General features: G+C 41.7%; 13 protein-coding genes. 6 read left to right on the top strand and 7 right to left on the bottom strand.

The genetic code is table 11. The features are described 5' to 3' along the window. Positions 1-162 precede the first annotated feature (162 nt). From BLU33_RS16780 to BLU33_RS16770, 3 genes are read left to right on the top strand one after another with little or no spacing between them, the layout of a single operon-like run. Positions 163-1,305 (top strand): tetraacyldisaccharide 4'-kinase, encoded by a 1,143-nt coding sequence (locus BLU33_RS16780; protein ID WP_091380736.1) that lies wholly within the window; start codon positions 163-165, stop codon positions 1,303-1,305. After that, positions 1,295-2,110 carry a purine-nucleoside phosphorylase gene (locus BLU33_RS16775; protein WP_091375552.1) on the top strand — a complete coding sequence of 272 codons (816 nt, stop codon included), beginning with the start codon at positions 1,295-1,297 and terminating at the stop codon, positions 2,108-2,110. The genes BLU33_RS16780 and BLU33_RS16775 overlap by 11 nt, the downstream gene beginning before the upstream one ends. Beyond that, on the top strand, positions 2,110-4,233 hold the full coding sequence (locus BLU33_RS16770; RefSeq protein ID WP_091375548.1) for a putative porin: 2,124 nt from the start codon (positions 2,110-2,112) through the stop codon (positions 4,231-4,233). The genes BLU33_RS16775 and BLU33_RS16770 overlap by 1 nt, the downstream gene beginning before the upstream one ends. 30 nt (positions 4,234-4,263) lie before the next feature. On the opposite strand, the gene BLU33_RS16765 is transcribed toward BLU33_RS16770, so the two are convergent. Beyond that, positions 4,264-5,349: a hypothetical protein gene (locus BLU33_RS16765; RefSeq protein WP_091375547.1), complete on the bottom strand. Its 1,086-nt coding sequence runs from the start codon at positions 5,347-5,349 to the stop codon at positions 4,264-4,266. A 72-nt stretch (positions 5,350-5,421) separates the two neighbouring features. Next, positions 5,422-6,702 carry an asparagine synthetase B gene (locus BLU33_RS16760; protein WP_091375546.1) on the bottom strand — a complete coding sequence of 427 codons (1,281 nt, stop codon included), beginning with the start codon at positions 6,700-6,702 and terminating at the stop codon, positions 5,422-5,424. 277 nt (positions 6,703-6,979) lie between these two features. On the opposite strand from BLU33_RS16760, the gene BLU33_RS16755 reads away from it, so the two are divergent. After that, positions 6,980-7,417, top strand: coding sequence for a peptidylprolyl isomerase (locus tag BLU33_RS16755; protein ID WP_091375543.1), 438 nt, complete (start codon positions 6,980-6,982; stop codon positions 7,415-7,417). Positions 7,418-7,511: 94 nt separating this feature from the next. Further along, positions 7,512-8,069 carry a DUF5606 family protein gene (locus tag BLU33_RS16750; RefSeq protein ID WP_091375539.1) on the top strand — a complete coding sequence of 186 codons (558 nt, stop codon included), beginning with the start codon at positions 7,512-7,514 and terminating at the stop codon, positions 8,067-8,069. A gap of 868 nt (positions 8,070-8,937) precedes the next feature. Here BLU33_RS16750 and BLU33_RS16740 read toward each other — a convergent pair. The 3 genes from BLU33_RS16740 to rlmH all read right to left on the bottom strand — a co-directional run bounded on the left by BLU33_RS16740 (position 8,938) and on the right by rlmH (position 11,453). Further along, on the bottom strand, positions 8,938-9,876 hold the full coding sequence (locus BLU33_RS16740; RefSeq protein WP_091375533.1) for a cation diffusion facilitator family transporter: 939 nt from the start codon (positions 9,874-9,876) through the stop codon (positions 8,938-8,940). Between the two features lie 71 nt (positions 9,877-9,947). Continuing rightward, complete coding sequence (locus BLU33_RS16735; RefSeq protein WP_091375530.1) at positions 9,948-10,874, bottom strand: aspartyl/asparaginyl beta-hydroxylase domain-containing protein; 927 nt, start codon at positions 10,872-10,874, stop codon at positions 9,948-9,950. A 105-nt stretch (positions 10,875-10,979) separates the two neighbouring features. Then, positions 10,980-11,453 (bottom strand): 23S rRNA (pseudouridine(1915)-N(3))-methyltransferase RlmH, encoded by a 474-nt coding sequence (rlmH, locus tag BLU33_RS16730; RefSeq protein WP_091375527.1) that lies wholly within the window; start codon positions 11,451-11,453, stop codon positions 10,980-10,982. Positions 11,454-12,628: 1,175 nt separating this feature from the next. Here rlmH and BLU33_RS25705 point away from each other — a divergent pair. After that, a complete protein-coding gene (locus BLU33_RS25705) occupies positions 12,629-13,327 on the top strand; it encodes a MutS-related protein (protein ID WP_394331798.1) in 699 nt (232 codons plus the stop codon). 61 nt (positions 13,328-13,388) lie between these two features. Here BLU33_RS25705 and BLU33_RS16720 read toward each other — a convergent pair whose 3' ends face one another. Then, entirely contained in the window at positions 13,389-15,863 is a 2,475-nt protein-coding gene (locus tag BLU33_RS16720; RefSeq protein ID WP_091375520.1) for an outer membrane beta-barrel family protein, read from the bottom strand. A gap of 327 nt (positions 15,864-16,190) precedes the next feature. After that, positions 16,191-19,028: a leucine--tRNA ligase gene (gene leuS, locus BLU33_RS16715; RefSeq protein ID WP_091375517.1), complete on the bottom strand. Its 2,838-nt coding sequence runs from the start codon at positions 19,026-19,028 to the stop codon at positions 16,191-16,193. Positions 19,029-19,177 lie beyond the last annotated feature (149 nt).

The following is a 19,177-nucleotide window of genomic DNA, read 5'->3' as shown; positions in this document are numbered from 1 at the left end:
TCCGTTGACTCACCCCGACTTCGCTGAGCTGGTCGACCCTCTCTCCGGCAAGCCGGAAAGAGGGTAAAGGGAAAATTAAATTAATTAATAACGATGGGTTTTAAACCCATCGCTATGGTTTTGGGTGAAAAAAATAAAATCGTTATATCTTTACGGCAATATATGAAATACCTGCGTTGGCTTTTATTCCCGTTCTCGCTGATCTACGGACTGGTTGTGGTTATCCGCAACTGGTGTTATGATGCGGGTATATTTAAAAGCTATTCGGCAGAAGTGCCTGTGATATCAGTTGGTAACCTTGACGTTGGCGGTGCGGGTAAAAGCCCCATGACTGAATATCTAATCCGTTTGTTTAAAGATGAATATAAGCTTGCTACATTGAGCAGGGGGTATGGGCGCGCGACTAAAGGATACGTTGTTGTTAAGTCAAAAGTTAAAAGTCAAAAGTCAAAAGTTGAAAATTCGGATTTACTTGCAACACACAACACACAACCTACAACTGTCCACACGCCACACGCCACACGCCACACGACCCTTACCACCGCCCAGCAAATAGGTGATGAACCGGCGCAGTTTGCGCAGAAATTTCCGGATATCACCGTCGCGGTTTGCGAGGCAAGGGTTGAAGGGATAAAGCAGTTGCAGGATGAGCATGATCTGATCATCCTTGATGATGCTTATCAGCACAGAGCGGTTAAGCCTGGCCTTAGCATTTTATTATTTGATTATAACCGGGTAAATGAACCTCACCTGTTATTGCCAGCTGGTAATTTGCGTGAGCCATTCAGCGGGCGTAAGAGGGCCGATGTGATTATTATCAGTAAATGCCCGGCGGAATTATCCGCGGATGAACAATCCACTATCATAAAGCGGATAAAGCCGTTCGAATATCAGCAGGTATTTTTTACTTCTATAGCCTATCAGCCTTTGCAGGATTTAGAGGGAAACGCAGCTGATGTTTCTATTACGGGTAATACTACGGTTTTTTTATTAACGGGGATTGCCAATGCAGATCCGTTGATCCGGTATATTAAAAGGGGAACATCTCATATTATCCATCATAATTATCCGGATCATCATCGCTTTAGCTTAAAAAATATCAGTAAACTTGCCAGTGAATTTTCGGCATGCACATCAAAAAATAAATTGATCATCACAACAGAAAAAGATGCGCAGCGTTTAGTGGAACATGAACTGTTGCCGCTTGTAAAACAACTGCCTGTTTTAGTGATGCCTATAGGTGTAAATTTCCTTAACGGTACACAGCAGCAGTTTAATAATTTTGTTATTAATTATGTTAGATAGTATATTAAACACCACCAACTATATTAAACACCGCATTGGTGATTTTGAACCAGAGGTGGGTATAATTTTAGGTACCGGCCTTGGCGCACTGGTAAAGGAAATTGAGGTTGAAAAGCAGCTGATGTATGGCAATATCCCCGATTTTCCTATTTCTACGCTCGAATTTCACTCAGGTAAACTGATATTTGGTACGCTTGCCGGCAAAAAGGTAGTGGCAATGCAGGGCCGTTTACATTATTATGAGGGTTATAATATGCAGCAGATCACCTTCCCGGTGCGGGTGATGAAAATGCTGGGTATAAAAACATTACTGGTATCAAACGCCAGTGGTTCGCTTAACCCTGATTTTAAAAAGGGCGACCTGATGGTGATCAACGACCATATTAATCTGCAACCGCAGAACCCGCTGGTTGGCAGAAATGAGGAAGAGCTTGGTCCGCGTTTTCCGGATATGAGCAGGCCTTATGAGCGCACACTTATAAATAAAGCTTTGGATATTGCCGCAGCTAACAATATTGCATGCCATAAGGGAGTTTATGTAGCTGTAACTGGCCCAAATTTGGAAACTAAAGCGGAATACAGGTACTTGCGGATAATTGGCGGCGATGCTGTTGGCATGAGTACCGTCCCCGAGATTATTGTAGCTAACCACATGGGTTTACCGGTATTTGCTATATCGGTACTTACTGATGAGGGTTTTAATGAAGAGTTGCAGCCAGTATCAATAGATGAAATTATAGCGATAGCACAGGAAGCAGAACCCAAACTAACATTGATACTTAAAGAATTAATTGCCGGTCTTTGATGCCTTATAAGAAGCTAAAATACTTTTTAATATTGCTGATATGTATATCGGCCCAGGCAGCTTTTGCCCAGTACTCACAAACTAATCAGTCAAATTATCCGGGACAGCAGCAGCAACGTTCTAATTTTTCTGACACTGCCCGAAAAACAACACAGACGTTGACTACCGACCAGGAATTGGATACGCTGCGTAAAAAGGAGGAAAATAAACGCGATAGTGTAATTTTTACTTCTAAATTCATCAGGGTAACCAGTGAGCGTTTATTAAGGGATAGTTCACAAACTTTTCCGCTTGATACAGGTATTAAAAATTTTGAGAATTATAGCCCGCTTTATCAGCCGGGCGATCCTAAAATTAATTTGGGTAATACAGGCCGATCAGAGAAAGATATGTTGTTTGTGCCCGATAAAACAATAGGTTTTGATGTAGGCCTGCATGCGTTGGATGCTTATTTACTAAATCCTGAGGATATTAACTATTACAATGCCAGGGTGCCATATACAGTGCTGTCCATGGTGTCAGGGGGGAAAGCAGAGCAGATCTTCAAGGCTATTCACACACAAAATATTAAGCCTAACTGGAACTTTGGTTTTAATTTAAACTTTATTGGCTCAAAGGGCGATTATAGTAACGCGGGCCTACTGGCACAAAATGTTAGCGATATTAATGCCGCCTTATTTACCTGGTATGAGTCGAAAGATAAGCGCTATAACTTATTGGGTAATTTAATATATAATAATTTAAAGTCGCCTGAAACAGGTTCTTTAGCATCGCAGTATGATGATATTTTTACTACACCGCCCAGCCTAGCTTTTAGTAAAGCCAATACGCCTGTAAAGCTGCCCAATACCTGGGAAAACTGGAAAGACAATGGCTTTTATCTGAAACAGAGTTATTATATCGGCCATATTGATACCGTAAAAAAAGCGGGTGATGTGTCAAAAATATTGCCTACACAGCGCGTGGCTTATACATTTTACTACAATGTGCGTAAATACAATTTCCTGCAAAATGATGCTGATACCGCCCATGTATTCCCTGATTATTATTATAGCTATAACCGTTCACGCGATTCATTGGTGGTAACGCATTTGCAAAACGATTTCTCCTATAGTTTTTATCTGCGCAGCAAAGCTCAAAAATCTGTAAAAAATGAAGCAAAGCTCGACTTGGGCCTAACGCAGGATATTTATAGTTATGCGCAATATGTGAGCGATTCAACCATAAATAAAGTGGGTGCTAAAGTTACACAGGTAGCCACAGTACAAAATAAAACTACATTTCAGGATCTTACGTTAAAAGGGAGGCTAACCTACAAATTAAGCGACAAGGCGGCGTTTGAAGGAAATGTAAATCAGATTGTACAGGGGCGCGATTTTGGTGATTTTATATATGATGCAAAGCTGATGATTGCCGGCGGCAATTATGCGGGTAAGATAATACTGGATGCCTATACGCAAAGTAGTACACCAGCATTAATATATACGGATTGGGTATCAAACCATTATATTTTTCATAATAGCTTCGCTAACCAAAAAACAAACAGTTTTTCATTTAACTATATTAATAATGCCCTGCAGCTTGATTTAAAAATCGAATATTTTTTATTGTCAGACTACCTGTATTTTACAGCTACCGATAACAGCAATGATGCTCACCCGGCACAATTAACAAGCCCGATTAATTTACTTAAAGTAACGTTGAGCAAGAACCTGGCATGGCGCAGGTGGCATTTTGATAATATACTGGTATATCAAAAAACCGATAACCCCGATGTATTGCGTACTCCCGAGGCTTATACTTACACCAGCCTGTATTATTCAAAGCTGCTTTTTAACGTGTTGAATACCAATATTGGTACCGATGTAAGGTATAATACACCCTATGTAGCACCATCATACGCAGTAGGGATAGAGCAGTTTTATAACGGGCCAAGTATCACTTATTCATCATACCCGGTTGCAAACGTGTTTATAAAGGCTACGCTATACCGCACCAATATTTTTGTGGCTTATGAATATGCTAACCAGGGCCTGTTCAGCAAAGGTTTTTATACTGTAAACCGTTACCCTATGCAGGATGCCCAGCTTAAGTTTGGGGTAGCGTGGACATTCTTTAATTAGCCTACCCGAAGAGATGGATTACCATGTTATTTAGTTGCAATAATTTTTTATGGCATCAAGTATCATGTCTTTGTTATCTCCAAGTTCAACGCTTTTGTTAAGATCGTTACAGATCTTAACTTTTTCATCGGCGGGAATCTCCACTTTATCTTTGGTGGCTAATACGGTTACTTCATTGTTACTGCTTAAAGTACGACTGCTTTTGAATTCATATTTCCGGATACGGGCAAATGCCCTGTTGGCAATTGCTTCCATATATAAAGGTTCAAGTTCAATAGCCTTATCAAAGTCGGTTACCGCATTGTCAAAATCAAGATTATCTAATTTGGCTGTGCCCCGGTAAAAATATACATCGGCATATTTACTGTTTAATTTCTCCGCTTCGTCTAACTTTTTAATAGCACCTTTATAATCTTCGGCCTGCATTAATTCTTGTGCCTTATTTTGCAGATCATAAAACTTCTTTTCATCTTTTGTCATATCGGGTATAAGATTTACAAAATTACATTGCCTTTTAATTGCTCCTGTAGAGTAGTAGTCTATCCACAGTCCGTCATCTTTGCCATCTTTAAAGCTGCCTTTTTGCCTGAGGTTCCCATTTTGAAAGTATTCTTCTGAATAGCCTTGGGCTACTCCGTTCACGTAATTCCTCATAAGATTTTTATTTCCATTTTGATAGTATGTAGTGCGTGAACCATTAACCACTCCATCCTTCAGTACACCTTCTCCTTGTATTTTTCCATTCAAGTAATAATCAATAAATTTCCCGCTGTATGGTGATGTTGCATCTTTCATATACCACACACCATCTTTTCTCTCCATCAATTTTGTTGTGGGGATTTTCTTTATATCATCGGGCCGTTTTGCATACTCTTTAGTAATAATATAAATGATCTTATCAATTGATGGATAACCAGCTGCTTTTATTTCATCTGCATTAGTAGCAACAGTTACATGGTCAATGTCATTATTAGTTATGTTACCCGAGTTTTCATCAGGATCATTAATAAGAGGGATACTATCAATTATATATAGCGTCGCTTCTTTCTTTTGTACTTCCTGGGCAAAGCAATGGATTAAAGAAAATGATAAAATGAGGCTTAGTACAATTTTCATGATTAAGGATATGGGCATAAATATATTACACCAGTTTCATAATCCGAAATGGCATCAGTATTAAAAGTTACCCTAGGTTTTCTGCTTTTTCTTCCTTGCTGCGGGGAACAGCACATTATTTAGTATGAGCCGGTATCCGGGAGAGTTGGGGTGGAGCTTGAGATCGGTTGGCGGGTCGCCTACCATGTGCTGGTAATCTTCAGGATCGTGACCACCGTAGAACGTCCATTGGCCTTTGCCGTATTCACCGTGGATATAGCGGGCCTCGTTAGCGGTTTTCATTTCGCCCATAATAATTACACCGGGTTTAAGCTTACTTTCGTTAAAAGCTGTGGTTAGGCCCATAAATCCTTTGATAACTTTATCATGATCCTGTGTGAGCATGCTGGGTACCACATCCCACTTGGCCGAAAAATCAAACAAGGTAAAAAAATCATGCGCCTGGTCAATCTGTCGGGTGGGGGTAACATCAATATTGCTGAAACTGTGCGATAGCGGGTTCATGTCCAGCGTAAAATTCTGAAAGGCGAAAGTCTGACTGAAATCCAATTTCGATTGTGCGTCGGGGTCGGCGGCATCACCATCAAACATGCTCTCGCAAATATCGGTGTTATGGGCTGCGAGGGCTATATCAAAAGTGTCGGTACCTGAACACATGGCGAACAGGAAGCCGCCACCCGCACAAAAATCACGGATATGTTCAGCTACTGCCAGCTTCATTTGCGATACCTTTTTAAAGCCCAGCTTATGCGCCATAGCCTCCTGATTGCGCACATCATCATTATACCATTGCGCATACCTGAAACCGCCGTAAAACTTGCTGTATTGCCCTGTAAAGTCCTCATGGTGCAGGTGTAGCCAGTCGTACTTGGGCAAATCGCCGCGGATTACTTCCTCATCGTACACTACATCATAAGGTATCTCAGCATATTTTAGCACCAATGTCACGGCATCATCCCAAGGCAACTTATCTTTTGGTGAGTAAACGGCCATGCGTGGGGCTTTCTCCAGCTTTACAATATCCATATTAACGGATGGATCGCTTACCTCGGTAACTATTTCATTTTCCTTGGCATCGGTAATAACTTCATAGCTAACGCCGCGTATCTTGCATTCGTCCTCAATCTTTTTGTCGTACTTAGTCATGAAACTGCCACCGCGGTAGTTGAGCAGCCAATCTACCTCCTCACCATTCTTGAGTACCCAAAAAGCGATACCATACGATTTCAGGTGATCCTTTTGCTCATCATCCATAGGGATAAGGATAGAAGCAGCCCTTGTTATTTGGGAGAAAAGGCTTAAAGCCAAAAGCAGAAAGGTGAAAGCAGGAAGATTTTTAAGGCGATGCTTCATTTTCAAATTTAACGAATAATTGTTGAAGGTAGTGTGGTGATTAGTTGATTTGTGATTAGAGATTGGGGTGGTTAGTACTCATTTAACGTGAGTCTTGTGCGTGCCTTTTCAGCGGTGCAACCATTCTGCCAGAATAAAACTAGTTCTACAGAGAACAACTAATAACACACCCCTAACCCCTCTCAAGAGGGGAACTATTACGCATAAACCTTTCATTCTTTACTCTTTCGCCTTTCGCCCCAAATTATTACCTTTGCCAACTATTTAAAAATTAGAAATGAGTAAAGCAATTATCAAAACCGAAAAAGGCGACATGACTGTCGAGTTTTATGATAACGACGCGCCTATTGCAGTGGCGAATTTTAAAAAACTGGCTAAATCAGGATTTTATGATAATGTAACTTTCCACAGGGTGATACCTAACTTTATGATACAGGGTGGCGACCCAACCGGTACAGGTGCTGGTGGCCCCGGTTACAAAATTGATTGTGAATTAACAGGCGAGAACCAATACCATGATCGTGGTGTATTATCAATGGCTCATGCTGGTCGTAATACAGGTGGTTCACAGTTCTTTATCTGCCATAGCCGTGCTAACACCGCGCATTTAGACCGTAACCATACCTGCTTTGGTAAGGTGATTGAAAATGTTGATGTTGTTGACGATATCCGCCAGGGCGATAAAATTTTAAACATCGAAGTAATAGAAGATTAATTTTAGAGTTAAAAGTTGAAAGTAAAAAGTTGAAGGTATATTCTGCCTCTTTTTTACTTTCAACCTTCAACTTTTAACTTTTCAATAAAAACATATGAACCTACAGGGAATTGTAGCCGTATCCGGCAAACCAGGATTGTGGAAAGCACTGTCGCAAAATAAAACAGGCTTTATTTTAGAGAGTTTGGACGCGCAAAAAACTAAACTGGTTGCAAACCTTTCAACAGCCAAATTAGCTGCTTTAGATGAGATAACCATTTTTGGTTATGACGATGATATTAAGTTAACAGATATTTTTGCGCGTATTAAAGCGGCTCAAAATGTGCCTGATGCTAAGGTTGACGGTAAAAAACTTAGAGAGTTTTTTAATGAAGTAGCGCCTGACCATGACGAGGAAAAAGTTTATGCCTCTGATATGAAAAAGGTGATATCCTGGTATCATTTGTTAAAGGATATGCCTTTCTTTAAAGAGGAAGAAGCGGCGGCAGAACCTCTAGTCGAAGAGGTTGCACCTGTTGAGGGTGAAAAACCTGCAGTGGTTAAAGTTAAAAAAGCGCCTGTAACTACTGCTCCTAAAGCGGTAACAAAACAACCGGCACCAAAAGCTGCTTCAAAGCCTAAGGCTGTTAGTAAGCCAAGAAGAGCTGAGTAATAATATTCTTTAAAACTTCACCAAGCGTCATTATAAGGTACGAAGCAATCCCCGATTGTTTGGTGTTTTGTAATGGCGCTTTTTTAATTCTTCTTAATCTATCGTCATTGCGAGGAACGAAGCAATCCCCGACTGTACAGAGTGAATTAGCATGTCGTCTACTTGCCTTATGCAGCCGCTCATTGCCGCGGAGGCTACTACTTTTGTCTTGATACAAAAGGTAGCAAAAAATCAAGTCATTAGAAATGCTTCTTTGCCGCACAAGGCCTTCCCTGCAAATCAGGCAAAACCTGGGCCGCTATATTTTTACCCTGCTGTCGCTACGCACCTGGCCTTTACGCTTCTGTAAAAATCTGCTATGCCCTGCCATTCCACACAAGGCCACCATCGTTTTGCCTGATTTCATCCGAAGCTATTCTACTGACGGGGAAAGGGAAAGATAATACTTCAATTAAATATCAGGCGACTTTAATTGAACCGTGATTAAAAAGCGGTAAATGCCCGACAAAAAGCGCGGGCCAGGGTGTTTTGCCTGTGGGCGGAAGGATCTTTTTGTCTTGACTTTTTGGTTCTTTTGTGTCAATACAAAAGAACTAGGGCTCCGCGCCCATGAGCGGCTTCAAGCGACTCAATCGATATACAAACCCACATATTCGCCCTGTACAGTCTGAGGAGTCTTCGTTCCTCCAGCAATGACGCTTTTCTATTTCACTTGCAAACTGAAATTAATATTGCGATAAAAATATAATCGTCATCAGTAGGCTTCAGTTACAAACTGAAGCCAGTGAAAGGGTAAAAGAAAAGGCATCAGTTTATAAACTGATGCCTTTCAAAACTCTTTATATTCCCCCTTCAGGGGGTTAGGGGGCTAACAATCCGGCTGTTTGCACTTTTCATCGGCAAATTCAGGCTCAAAGGTGCTATGAGTAATGTCGAGATGTTCAAGGCGGTGGCGCAGATCGTGCTTGATGTTATCAAACAGGCTGATATGTGCAGGGTCAACTACTAAATGAGCAGTTAATGCGTTTTCGGTAGTGCTCAGCGCCCAAACGTGCATATGGTGAACATCAACTACACCTTTGGCTTTCATTAGCTCAGTTTTGATCTTTTCCAGATCCATTTCCTTTGGTACGCCATCCATCTCCAGGCGCAGACTATCTTTTAACAGGCTCCAGGTGCCCCGTAATATAACAATGGCTATAATTAAGCTAACAACACTATCAATCCAGTACAGGTGCGTAAAATAGATGATAACGCCTGATATAACTACACCAAATGATACGATAGCATCCATTAGCATGTGCAGGTATGCGCCTTTTACATTCAGATCCTTGTCCTTACCCTTAACAAATAAGTAGGCGGTTATGGCATTTACAAATATCCCCGCCAGGGCAACAAAGGCCATAGTACTGCCTGATATTACTTCGGGGTGGATAAACCTGATCACAGCTTCATAGGCAATAACGCCAACTGATGCAAATAATATTACCGCATTAAAAAATGATACGATAATGGTTGAACGTTTATAGCCGTAAGTATACTGGCTGTTTGAACTTACTTTAGTCAATTTAAATGCTAAGAGAGCAAGGGCCAAACCGGCGACATCGCTCAGGTTATGGCCGGCATCGGTAAGTAATGACAATGAGCCGCTATATAAACCGGCAATTACTTCGGCAATTACAAATGCCGAATTTAATATGATGCCTACGATGAACGCGGCATTTAAGTTATCAATCTTTGGGGTATGATCATGGTGGTGATGACCATGCCCGTGTGAATGATCATGTGAATGAGAATGACCTGACATGTTGCAAAGCTAACCAATTAATGTTAAATGTGAATTAACAAGCGCATTAAAAGCCGGTTAGAATTGCCCGGTTATCTGAATATCAACCATAATATCAATACCATCAGTGCGTATTTTACGGCATAGTACAGGTTACGGTTATAAGCCTTCAGTGTTTTGCCAACCAGCCTGATAGAGTATATATAACGGAAGATCTTGTTAATGTTGCCGGTTTTGTCATCGCCCATATTTGGTGACGCCGCCGCCGCCATGATAAACCAACCGAAAAACTTGTTCCAGCCGCGACCAAACCAGGTTTTTACCGGACGCTCTACATCGCAAAAGAGGATCAGTCTGTCCATATTGGTTTTGTTTTCGGCGTAATGGATATAGGTCTCATCAAACAATACATCCTCGCCATCTTTCCAGTAATAAGGCTGTCCGTCGACCACAATATTACATGCTTCGGAATTGGGGGTGATTAGTCCTAAGTGATAACGTAATGAACCTGCATAAGGGTCGCGGTGCTGTAAAAGCTCGCTGCCTGCGGGTAATACGGCAAACATGGCTGCTTTAATTTCAGGCACTTGCTTAATCAGTTCAATAGTTTGCGGGCAGTATTTTTTGGCTGATGGATGAAAGTCATCATACCATTTTAAATAAAACCTTTTCCAGCCACGGCGGAAGAATGAGTTGAACCCAACATCGTTATATTTATCCGAGCCCTTTATCAGTTCTTCACGTTCCAATAAAATGGCCTCATCACGTATGGTTTGCCAATGATCTTTTAAAAGGGTTAGCTGCGGGAATGAAGCGGTTTTTATATAAGGTTTGTTTTCAACACCCGAAAGGGCATACATGGGTACATTAATAGGCGCCATAAAGGTGGAATGATCTGTAAGTTGCCTGAAAAATTTATACCGCATTTTACCGCGATAATGTATTATGATGGTAGAAATGATGAGCACGTAGAAGAAAATGAATTTCCCGGAGGTGAGTTCAGTAAATACTTGATGCATAGGTAGAGAATTAATTAACTGAAATAATAAAGATAGGCGCATTGCATTTAAGCAAAAAGCCTAAAAAATGTTTTTTACAGAAATTTGACCAAATCTCTACAATGTTCAGGAATGGTGGTAGGGCTCGCCTTTTATGATGGTGAAGGCACGGTATAATTGCTCAGTAAAAAATAAGCGTACCATTTGATGAGAGAAAGTCATGAGTGAGAGTGATAGCTTATCGTTAGCGCGCTGGTAAACCTGCTCATCAAAACCATAAGGGCCACCTACTATGAAGATCAGGTTTACACCCGATGAAACTGCTTTTTTATTGATGTAGCCGGCAAACTGTTTGGAGGTAAGCTCCATACCGTTTTCATCAAGCAGGATAACATAATCTGTAACACCAATTTTTTTCAGGATCATTTCGGCTTCCTTAACTTTTTGCTGTTCGGGCGTTAGGGCTTTGGTGTTCTTTAATTCCGGAAGTTCAATGATTTCAAGCCGGGTGTAATGCTTCAGTCGCTTTACATACTTTTCAATGCCTTCTTTTAAATAAGCATCCTCAGTTTTGCCAACGGTTAAAAAAGTGATCTTCATATTGAAAACAAAATAAGCGTTTATTTAAAATATAAGTGTTTATTTAGCCTGAATTTTATTTTTAAATGGAACAGGATATTATAAACGATTACCGCCAAAGGATACTAAGCGCGCAGGAACAGGTAATTAAATACAAAAAACTGGTGAATACTTATTCCCTAATGCGTTTAGGTGTATTTGGCTTATTTATAGTTGCGGTATCTGTTGCCATAATGCAAGATAACTTTAACATTATTGCAATAGCCTTTGTTATAATGCTGTTGTGTTTTGCATGGCTGGTATCAAAGCAAAGCGTATTTGAAACGCAAAAAAAATACTTTGAGAACCTGGTGCAGGTGAATGAGAATGAAATAAGCAGTATTACCAGTCATGCTAATATTTATGATAATGGTACACGCTTTGCCAACGAAAAGCACTATTACACGGCCGATCTGGACATATTTGGCCCGGCATCATTATACCAGTTAATTAACCGGTCGGCAACTATACCGGGTATTAATAAATTAGGAGAGTGGTTGACTGCACCATCGGCAAAAGCAACTGTTTTACTAAGACAGGATGCCGTAAAGGAGTTGGCGACTAAAAATGATTGGAAACTGGATGTACAGGCCAGCCTTTACTTTGCCAAGACAGAGGATACCGATCAGTTAAAACGACTTTTTACTTACCTGGGCCTGCCACTTAATTTATCGGGCGAAAAATGGTTGGGTACTTATGCTAAAATAGCGCCATGGTTATTGTCGGCAGCAATTATAGGTTCGTTCTTTAGCGGTTATGCCAAGGATATAGCCGTGCTGATTGGTTTTGTTAATATGGCCCTGGTGTTTTCAAAGGCGGAATACATTAAAAAAACCAGCATGATTGCCGATAAAATTGGCAGCACTTTAGCAGGTTACGCACAGGTTTTTAAAAAGGCGGAGGAGCAGCAATGGCAATCGGCCCGGTGCAAGGATTTGGCGCAGGTGCTTATAGCAGGTAAAACATCGCAAAGGATAAAGGACCTGTCGGTATTGATCAACAAGCTCAATTATCACCTCAATATCATAGTAGGCTTTTTGTTGAACGTGTTTTTTATATGGGATATCCGCCAGATCATAGCTATTGAGGACTGGAAACGCAACAACCATGAAAGCCTGGAAGCGGCCTTTGAGGTAATAGCAGAGTTTGAGGCGCTGATGAGCCTTACATCGCTGCATATCAATTATCCTGAGTGGGCTTTCCCGCAAATAGCGGATGGCGATGGTTATACCTTAACGGCCACAGAATTGGCCCACCCGCTCATCTACCCAAACAACAGGGTAGATAATGATTATGAGCTGGAGAATGCTTTTCATATCGATATCATAACCGGATCGAACATGGCGGGTAAGAGTACTTTTTTGCGCACCATCGGCATAAATACAGTATTGGCTTTAGCGGGTGCGCCGGTTTGTGCCAGCAGGATGGGGGTATCTGTTATCACTATCATCAGTTATATGCGTATAAAGGATTCGCTGAATGAGAGTACATCAACCTTTAAAGCCGAGCTCGATAGGCTGCAAATGCTACTGGCTGCTGTTGAAACCGAGCCTAAGATCTTCTTCTTAATAGACGAGATGCTGCGCGGCACCAACTCGGTTGATAAATACCTGGGCTCAAAAGCGGTGATAGAGCAGCTTATCCGCAAGAACGCGGTAGGCATGGTGGCCACACACGATCTGCAAATAGCACACCTTGAACAAAAATATCCGTCTTATGTACGCAATTATTACTTCGATATACAGGTAAAAGATGGCGAAATGCTGTTTGATTATAAGATAAAACACGGTGAGTGCAAAACCTTTAATGCCTCGCTATTGCTGAAACAGATCGGCATTGATGTGGATGCAGAATAGATAATTACAAAAAAGGCCCTCCGGATATCCGGAGGGCCTTTTTTAATGAATTTTATTGTGCTTATCGGCTACCACCTGCGCCGCCTATGCCCTGATCGCCTTGTTTTTCATCGTCATTATTATCCTTTTGTTTAGGATTGCTAAACGTTAACTTACCAAAGCTGTAGCTAAATGTTAAACCAATTGAACGGAACGGGAACGCGGTGCTGCTGGTTTGCGTAAAGCCCGGGCTCGATATGTTCTGATCAAAATATTTGTACTTGTTGAACGGTTGCAATACATTAAGGCCCAATGATGCTTTCTTGTTCATGAATTGCTTTCTCACGCCAAAACCTAACAAACTAAATGATGGGTTGGTGCCTTGTATAGTACGGCGCGGCGAGTTTTCGATAGTGAAGACCTGTGCTACGATATCGTGTTTCAGATCAAGCTCAGCCATGCCAAAGATGTTGTATTGTACATAAGTGCCGCTGGCGCTTTGGTCGGCAGCAAAATCACCTGATGGCACAGGGTTATAAGTATAGGCATTCGCGCTACCCCTTATAGTTAATATCTTTATTGGATTTATCGATCCATAAAAACTTGCACCCCATGAGTTGTTTGAACCGATGTTCCTGTAATCAGTAAGCGTTCCCTGTATCGAATCAGACGCCGGTAATGGTGTAGCAATACCCTCTATCAAATTGTTGATGTGTTTGTAATAAACTGAGAAGTTGATCACTGATGATTTGATGAAGGTGTTATAATTCAGCTCCACGGTCTGAGAGATCTCCGGAGATAATTCAGGGTTACCTTCTGTTTGGGCCTGAATGTTTTGCTTGTTAATAAACGGATTCAGATAAGTTAAGCTAGGGCGTGTAATACGTTTGCTGTAGCTTAATTTAAACGTTTGTGTGGTACCCAATTGCTTTTGTATGGTAAAGCTCGGTATAAATATAGGGTAGCTGTTGCTGAACTGTTGCAGGTCCTGTAATGAGTTTGATGGATCACCAGTTATATCGGTGCTCTCATACCTTGCACCAACTAATAACGTATAGCTTTTAGGTAATGTTATCGTAAATACGGAGTATCCAGCATAAACGTTCTGGTTATAATCGTAGGTATTGGTGTTAACCTCATCAACAGTATTCAGGTCGGCACCGCCAAATACATCATAAATACTGTTTAACCTGCGGATAATGGTTTTACCACCTGCCTCAAATTTAAATACCTTGTTTATCGGTAAGGTATAATCAACCGTAAAAGTATACTCGTTGTTTGTACCATCATTTATACCTCTTTGGTTTGGCAATGCCTCAGGCGTATAAAGGTTGGTATAATTGGTATTAACTATACTGTGGCTCCATTGACCGGAAAAGTCGATCTCATGGCCTTCTTTTTTAAACTTGTGGGTATAATCAACGCTCCAGTCGAAACCATCAAACAGGTTGTGCTGTGCAGTGCCGTTAGTATAAGCCTGATCGAGTGTTGGTGTATTGCTATCAGTATAATAGTTGTTAGATGTACCGTTTACATCAAATCCGCCACGGTTATACCTGAAGGTAGAACTGATGTTATTATAATTATTAAAATCATAAGCAGCGGTTACCGAGCTTATAGTACCATAGCGTTTAATAGTACTGTTGCGGGTATACCCTTGTTTAGCGGTATCGGCAAATGTTTGCGCAAAGTTAGTGATCGACTCTTGCGGCCAGGTAAGGTTACCACCGATATTAGCGGCGATGCTTAACCTGTTTTTGTTGTAGTTAAGATTAAAGTTGCCGTTGTTTTGGCGTGTGCCGATACCACCGCTAACAGAACCGCTCACACCTGAAACATTTTTTTGTTTGGTGATGATATTGATGATACCTGCTGAACCTTCTGCATCATATTTTGCTGATGGAGAGGTGATCACTTCAATACTCTTGATCTGATCGGCAGGGATGGTTTTTAATACATCTGATAAACTGGCCGACATAGCGCCCGATGGTTTACCATTAATAAGTACCCTAACATTCGCATCGCCACGCAGGGAAACGTTACCATTAATGTCAACCGCCACCAACGGAACTTTCTGCAATACATCGCTTGCATTACCGCCTGTGTTGGTAATGTCTTTTTCAGCATTGTAAACAAGCTTATCAATATGGTTTTCAATAAGCGGGCCTTTACCCGTGATCTGTACCTCGTTCAATACCTTATTATCAGGTGATAATATGATATTGCCCATATTGTTATCAAGTTTTGATGGGGTGGTAACTACCGGATTGATAGTTTTGGTTTTGTAACCGCCAATAAAGGTGATGGTGATCCTGTAACTGCCCGGTTTAATGCTGTACAGCTTGAAGCTTCCTTTTTCATCGGTTAATACACCGTTGATAGGCGCTTTGCCCTGACTTAAGTATATGGCAATACTTGCGTATTGAACGGGCTTTTTAGTAACAGAGTCGATAACAGTGCCCGATATTTTACCCGTAAGGGTTGAACCGCCTCCAAATTGGGCCTTAGCGGTAATAACGGAGCAGAAAAGTAATATGAGTATAATTATTCGTTTCATGTAATGTAAGGTATTTTTGGTTATTGGAGGCGAAAATACCTGAAATGTTACAATCAAAGTGTCATTTTAATGAAAATATCGGCTTACATATTGTAATTGTTACACTATTATCAAGTTAGCGTTAAAAATGGTGCTAAAACGAATGACGCTGCCACGGATTTAGCTGCCGCTGCCGCTGCCGCGGGTTTAGCGTAGCGTAACCCGTGGTATAGCATGGTGAAAGCTTTCAGCTTGTTAGGCGGTTCAAGCTAATAAGCTTGAACAATGCCGCCCACGGGTTACGCTGCGCTAAACTCGCGGCAGCAAAGGTTTTTTTTATGAAAAGGACTATACCACCATATTCACGATCCTACCTTTAACTACTATCACCTTTTTAGGTGCTTTGCCGTCCAGGTATTTTTGTACATCGGCATTGACCAGTACAAAAGCTTCTATCTCGGCAGGGGCAAGGCTCAATGAAATATTGAGGTTCATTTTTGTTTTACCGTTGATGGAGATCGGGTATGCAAATTCATCCTCAACTAAATAGCTTGGATTAAATTTAGGATATGCAGCGTATGACAATGTTCCGGCTGCGTTGCCCAATAAAGTCCACAATTCCTCGCAAATATGCGGCGCATACGGCGACAGAATAACTACCATATCTTGCAAAATAGCCTTGTTATTGCTTTTCAGATCGGTTAACTCATTAACAGCGATCATGAAGCTGGAAACCGAGGTGTTGAACGAAAAACGGTCAATATCTTCTTCCACTTTACGGATGATCTTATGCAGGGATTTTAACTCAGCTTTTGATGGCTCAGCATTGGATACGCTGAAGGCCCATTGATCGTTATGAAACAACCTCCAAAACTTGCGCAGGAACTTGAATACGCCCTCAATGCCATTGGTATTCCAAGGTTTGCTTTGCTCCAGCGGGCCTAAGAACATCTCGTACATGCGCAGGGTATCAGCACCATAACGTTCGATGATATCATCAGGATTTACTACGTTGAACTTAGATTTCGACATCTTTTCAACCTCAACACCGCATATGTATTTGCCGTTTTCTAATATAAACTCGGCATCTTTAAAATCCTCACGCCATGCTTTAAACTTATCTAAATTCAAAACTTCATTCTCAACAATATTCACATCAACATGTATTGGGGATGTTTTGTATTGCTTGATCAAGCCGTGCGATATAAAAGTGTTTGTGCCACGTCCTTCATCATCAATTAAACGATATACAAAGTTTGATCTTCCCTGTATCATACCCTGATTAATCAATTTTTTGAAAGGTTCTTCCTCAAACACAACGCCTATATCCTTCAAAAATTTATTCCAGAAACGGCTGTACAACAGGTGTCCGGTAGCATGTTCGCTGCCACCGATATACAGATCTACATCCTTCCAGTATTTAACTGCTGCTTCTGATGCAAATTCCTTATCGTTATTGGCATCCATGTAGCGGTACCAGTACCAGCTTGAACCTGCCCAGCCCGGCATGGTTGAAAGTTCATAAGCATATGAAGCCGACTCCTGACTCTTGACTCCTGACTCTTGCTTCTTGTAGCTCCAGTCTTTAGCTCTTCCCAAAGGCGGCTCTCCGCTTTCTGTTGGCAGGTATTTATCAACCTCTGGCAATACCAAAGGCAGGTCGCTTTCGTCAATCAGGTATGGCAATCCATCCTTAAAATAAACCGGAACCGGTTCACCCCAATAACGCTGGCGACCGAAGATCGCATCGCGCATCCTGAAATTTATCTTTGCTTTACCCAGGCCCAGCTCTTCCAGTTTGGCAATTACCGCGGCGGTAGCTTCCTTGTAAGTGAGGCCGTTGATAAAATCGGAGTTGATGTATAGGCCGTCCTTAGTAGGGTCGGCTTCAATCTCAATATTTTGTATATCCATGATCGGCACTATAGGCAGATCAAAATGTTTAGCAAATAAATAATCACGCTGATCACCTGATGGTACGGCCATTACCGCGCCGGTGCCATAACCTGCTAATACGTAATCGGCTATCCAGATCGGTACTTTCTCGTTATTCAACGGGTTAAGCACATAGCTGCCCGTAAATGCGCCTGATACCGTTTTGGTATCAGCCATACGGTCGAGCTCCGATTTCTTTTTTGTTTGGGCGATGTAGGCATCAATAGCACCTTTTTGTTCCGGCGTAGTTAATGCCGAAACCAGCTCATGCTCAGGTGCTATCACCAAAATAGTTACGCCAAATATGGTGTCAACACGGGTGGTAAACACCTCTATATAGTCGGTTGCAAGTTGTGCATTGTGGCCTGATCTGTCAATCGGGAACCTAACGCTTGCGCCGGTACTTTTACCTATCCAGTTGCGCTGCATTTCCTTTAGCGGTTCGGGCCAGTCGATGGTGTCCAACCCTTCCAGTAAACGCTGGGCATAGGCAGTTATGCGCATGCTCCATTGCATCATTTTCTTTTGCTCAACAGGGTAGCCGCCGCGCTCGCTAAAGCCGTCTTTTACCTCGTCGTTCGCTAATACCGTACCAAGGGCTGGGCACCAGTTTACGGTACTTTCGCGCAGATAGGTTATGCGGTATTTTAACAGCTCAGCTTGCTGCTCATCATGGCTCATGGCCTTCCATTCATCCGCAGAAAAAGTTAGAACTTCCTCATCGCTCACCGCGTTAATACCTGCTGATCCGTTCTGCTCAAAATGAGCGATCAGCTTATCAATTCCTTCAGCTTTATCAACCGTTTTGTTGTACCAGGCGTTGAACAGCTGCATAAAGATCCACTGTGTCCACTTATAATAACCCGGCGAACTGGTACGCACCTCGCGGCTCCAATCAAATGAAAAACCGATCTGATCTAATTGGCGGCGGTAGGTTGCAATGTTAGCCTCTGTAGTTAAAGCAGGGTGCTGGCCGGTTTGTATGGCATATTGTTCAGCCGGTAAACCAAAGGAATCATAACCCATAGGATGCAACACGTTAAAACCCTTTAAGCGTTTGTAACGTGCAAAAATATCAGAAGCAATATAGCCCAGCGGATGCCCCACATGCAGCCCCGCGCCCGAAGGGTAGGGGAACATATCCAGTACATAATACTTAGGTTTGGTACTGTTATCCTCGGCCTTAAAGGTTTGATTCTCGGCCCAAAACTGCTGCCACTTTTGCTCTATATCTTTAAATTGATAGTCCATTTTCTGATTTACGCGTATGAGGTTGCGAAATTAGTAAAATCCCTATTAGTTTGGTAGTTAATTGTGATAGTTGTGTGCTTCTACTTAACTTATCAGTGTCATTGTGATCGATAGCGTGGCAACCTCGTCGCTTGTAAATCGAATGTGAC

Origin of the sequence: Mucilaginibacter mallensis (assembly GCF_900105165.1) — a bacterium.
Classification (GTDB): domain Bacteria; phylum Bacteroidota; class Bacteroidia; order Sphingobacteriales; family Sphingobacteriaceae; genus Mucilaginibacter; species Mucilaginibacter mallensis.
The sequence above is the reverse complement of the archived record's forward strand: the minus strand, read 5'-3'. Positions and strand labels throughout refer to the sequence as shown.

Bases quoted from the DNA above. Each gene is read 5' to 3' on its own strand.
- BLU33_RS16780 (WP_091380736.1), top strand. From the start codon at position 163: ATGAAATACCTGCGTTGGCTTTTATTCCCGTTCTCGCTGATCTACGGA.
- BLU33_RS16775 (WP_091375552.1), top strand. From the start codon at position 1,295: ATGTTAGATAGTATATTAAACACCACCAACTATATTAAACACCGCATT.
- BLU33_RS16770 (WP_091375548.1), top strand. From the start codon at position 2,110: ATGCCTTATAAGAAGCTAAAATACTTTTTAATATTGCTGATATGTATA.
- BLU33_RS16765 (WP_091375547.1), bottom strand. From the start codon at position 5,349: ATGAAAATTGTACTAAGCCTCATTTTATCATTTTCTTTAATCCATTGC.
- BLU33_RS16760 (WP_091375546.1), bottom strand. From the start codon at position 6,702: ATGAAGCATCGCCTTAAAAATCTTCCTGCTTTCACCTTTCTGCTTTTG.
- BLU33_RS16755 (WP_091375543.1), top strand. From the start codon at position 6,980: ATGAGTAAAGCAATTATCAAAACCGAAAAAGGCGACATGACTGTCGAG.
- BLU33_RS16750 (WP_091375539.1), top strand. From the start codon at position 7,512: ATGAACCTACAGGGAATTGTAGCCGTATCCGGCAAACCAGGATTGTGG.
- BLU33_RS16740 (WP_091375533.1), bottom strand. From the start codon at position 9,876: ATGTCAGGTCATTCTCATTCACATGATCATTCACACGGGCATGGTCAT.
- BLU33_RS16735 (WP_091375530.1), bottom strand. From the start codon at position 10,874: ATGCATCAAGTATTTACTGAACTCACCTCCGGGAAATTCATTTTCTTC.
- rlmH (WP_091375527.1), bottom strand. From the start codon at position 11,453: ATGAAGATCACTTTTTTAACCGTTGGCAAAACTGAGGATGCTTATTTA.
- BLU33_RS25705 (WP_394331798.1), top strand. From the start codon at position 12,629: ATGAGCCTTACATCGCTGCATATCAATTATCCTGAGTGGGCTTTCCCG.
- BLU33_RS16720 (WP_091375520.1), bottom strand. From the start codon at position 15,863: ATGAAACGAATAATTATACTCATATTACTTTTCTGCTCCGTTATTACC.
- leuS (WP_091375517.1), bottom strand. From the start codon at position 19,028: ATGGACTATCAATTTAAAGATATAGAGCAAAAGTGGCAGCAGTTTTGG.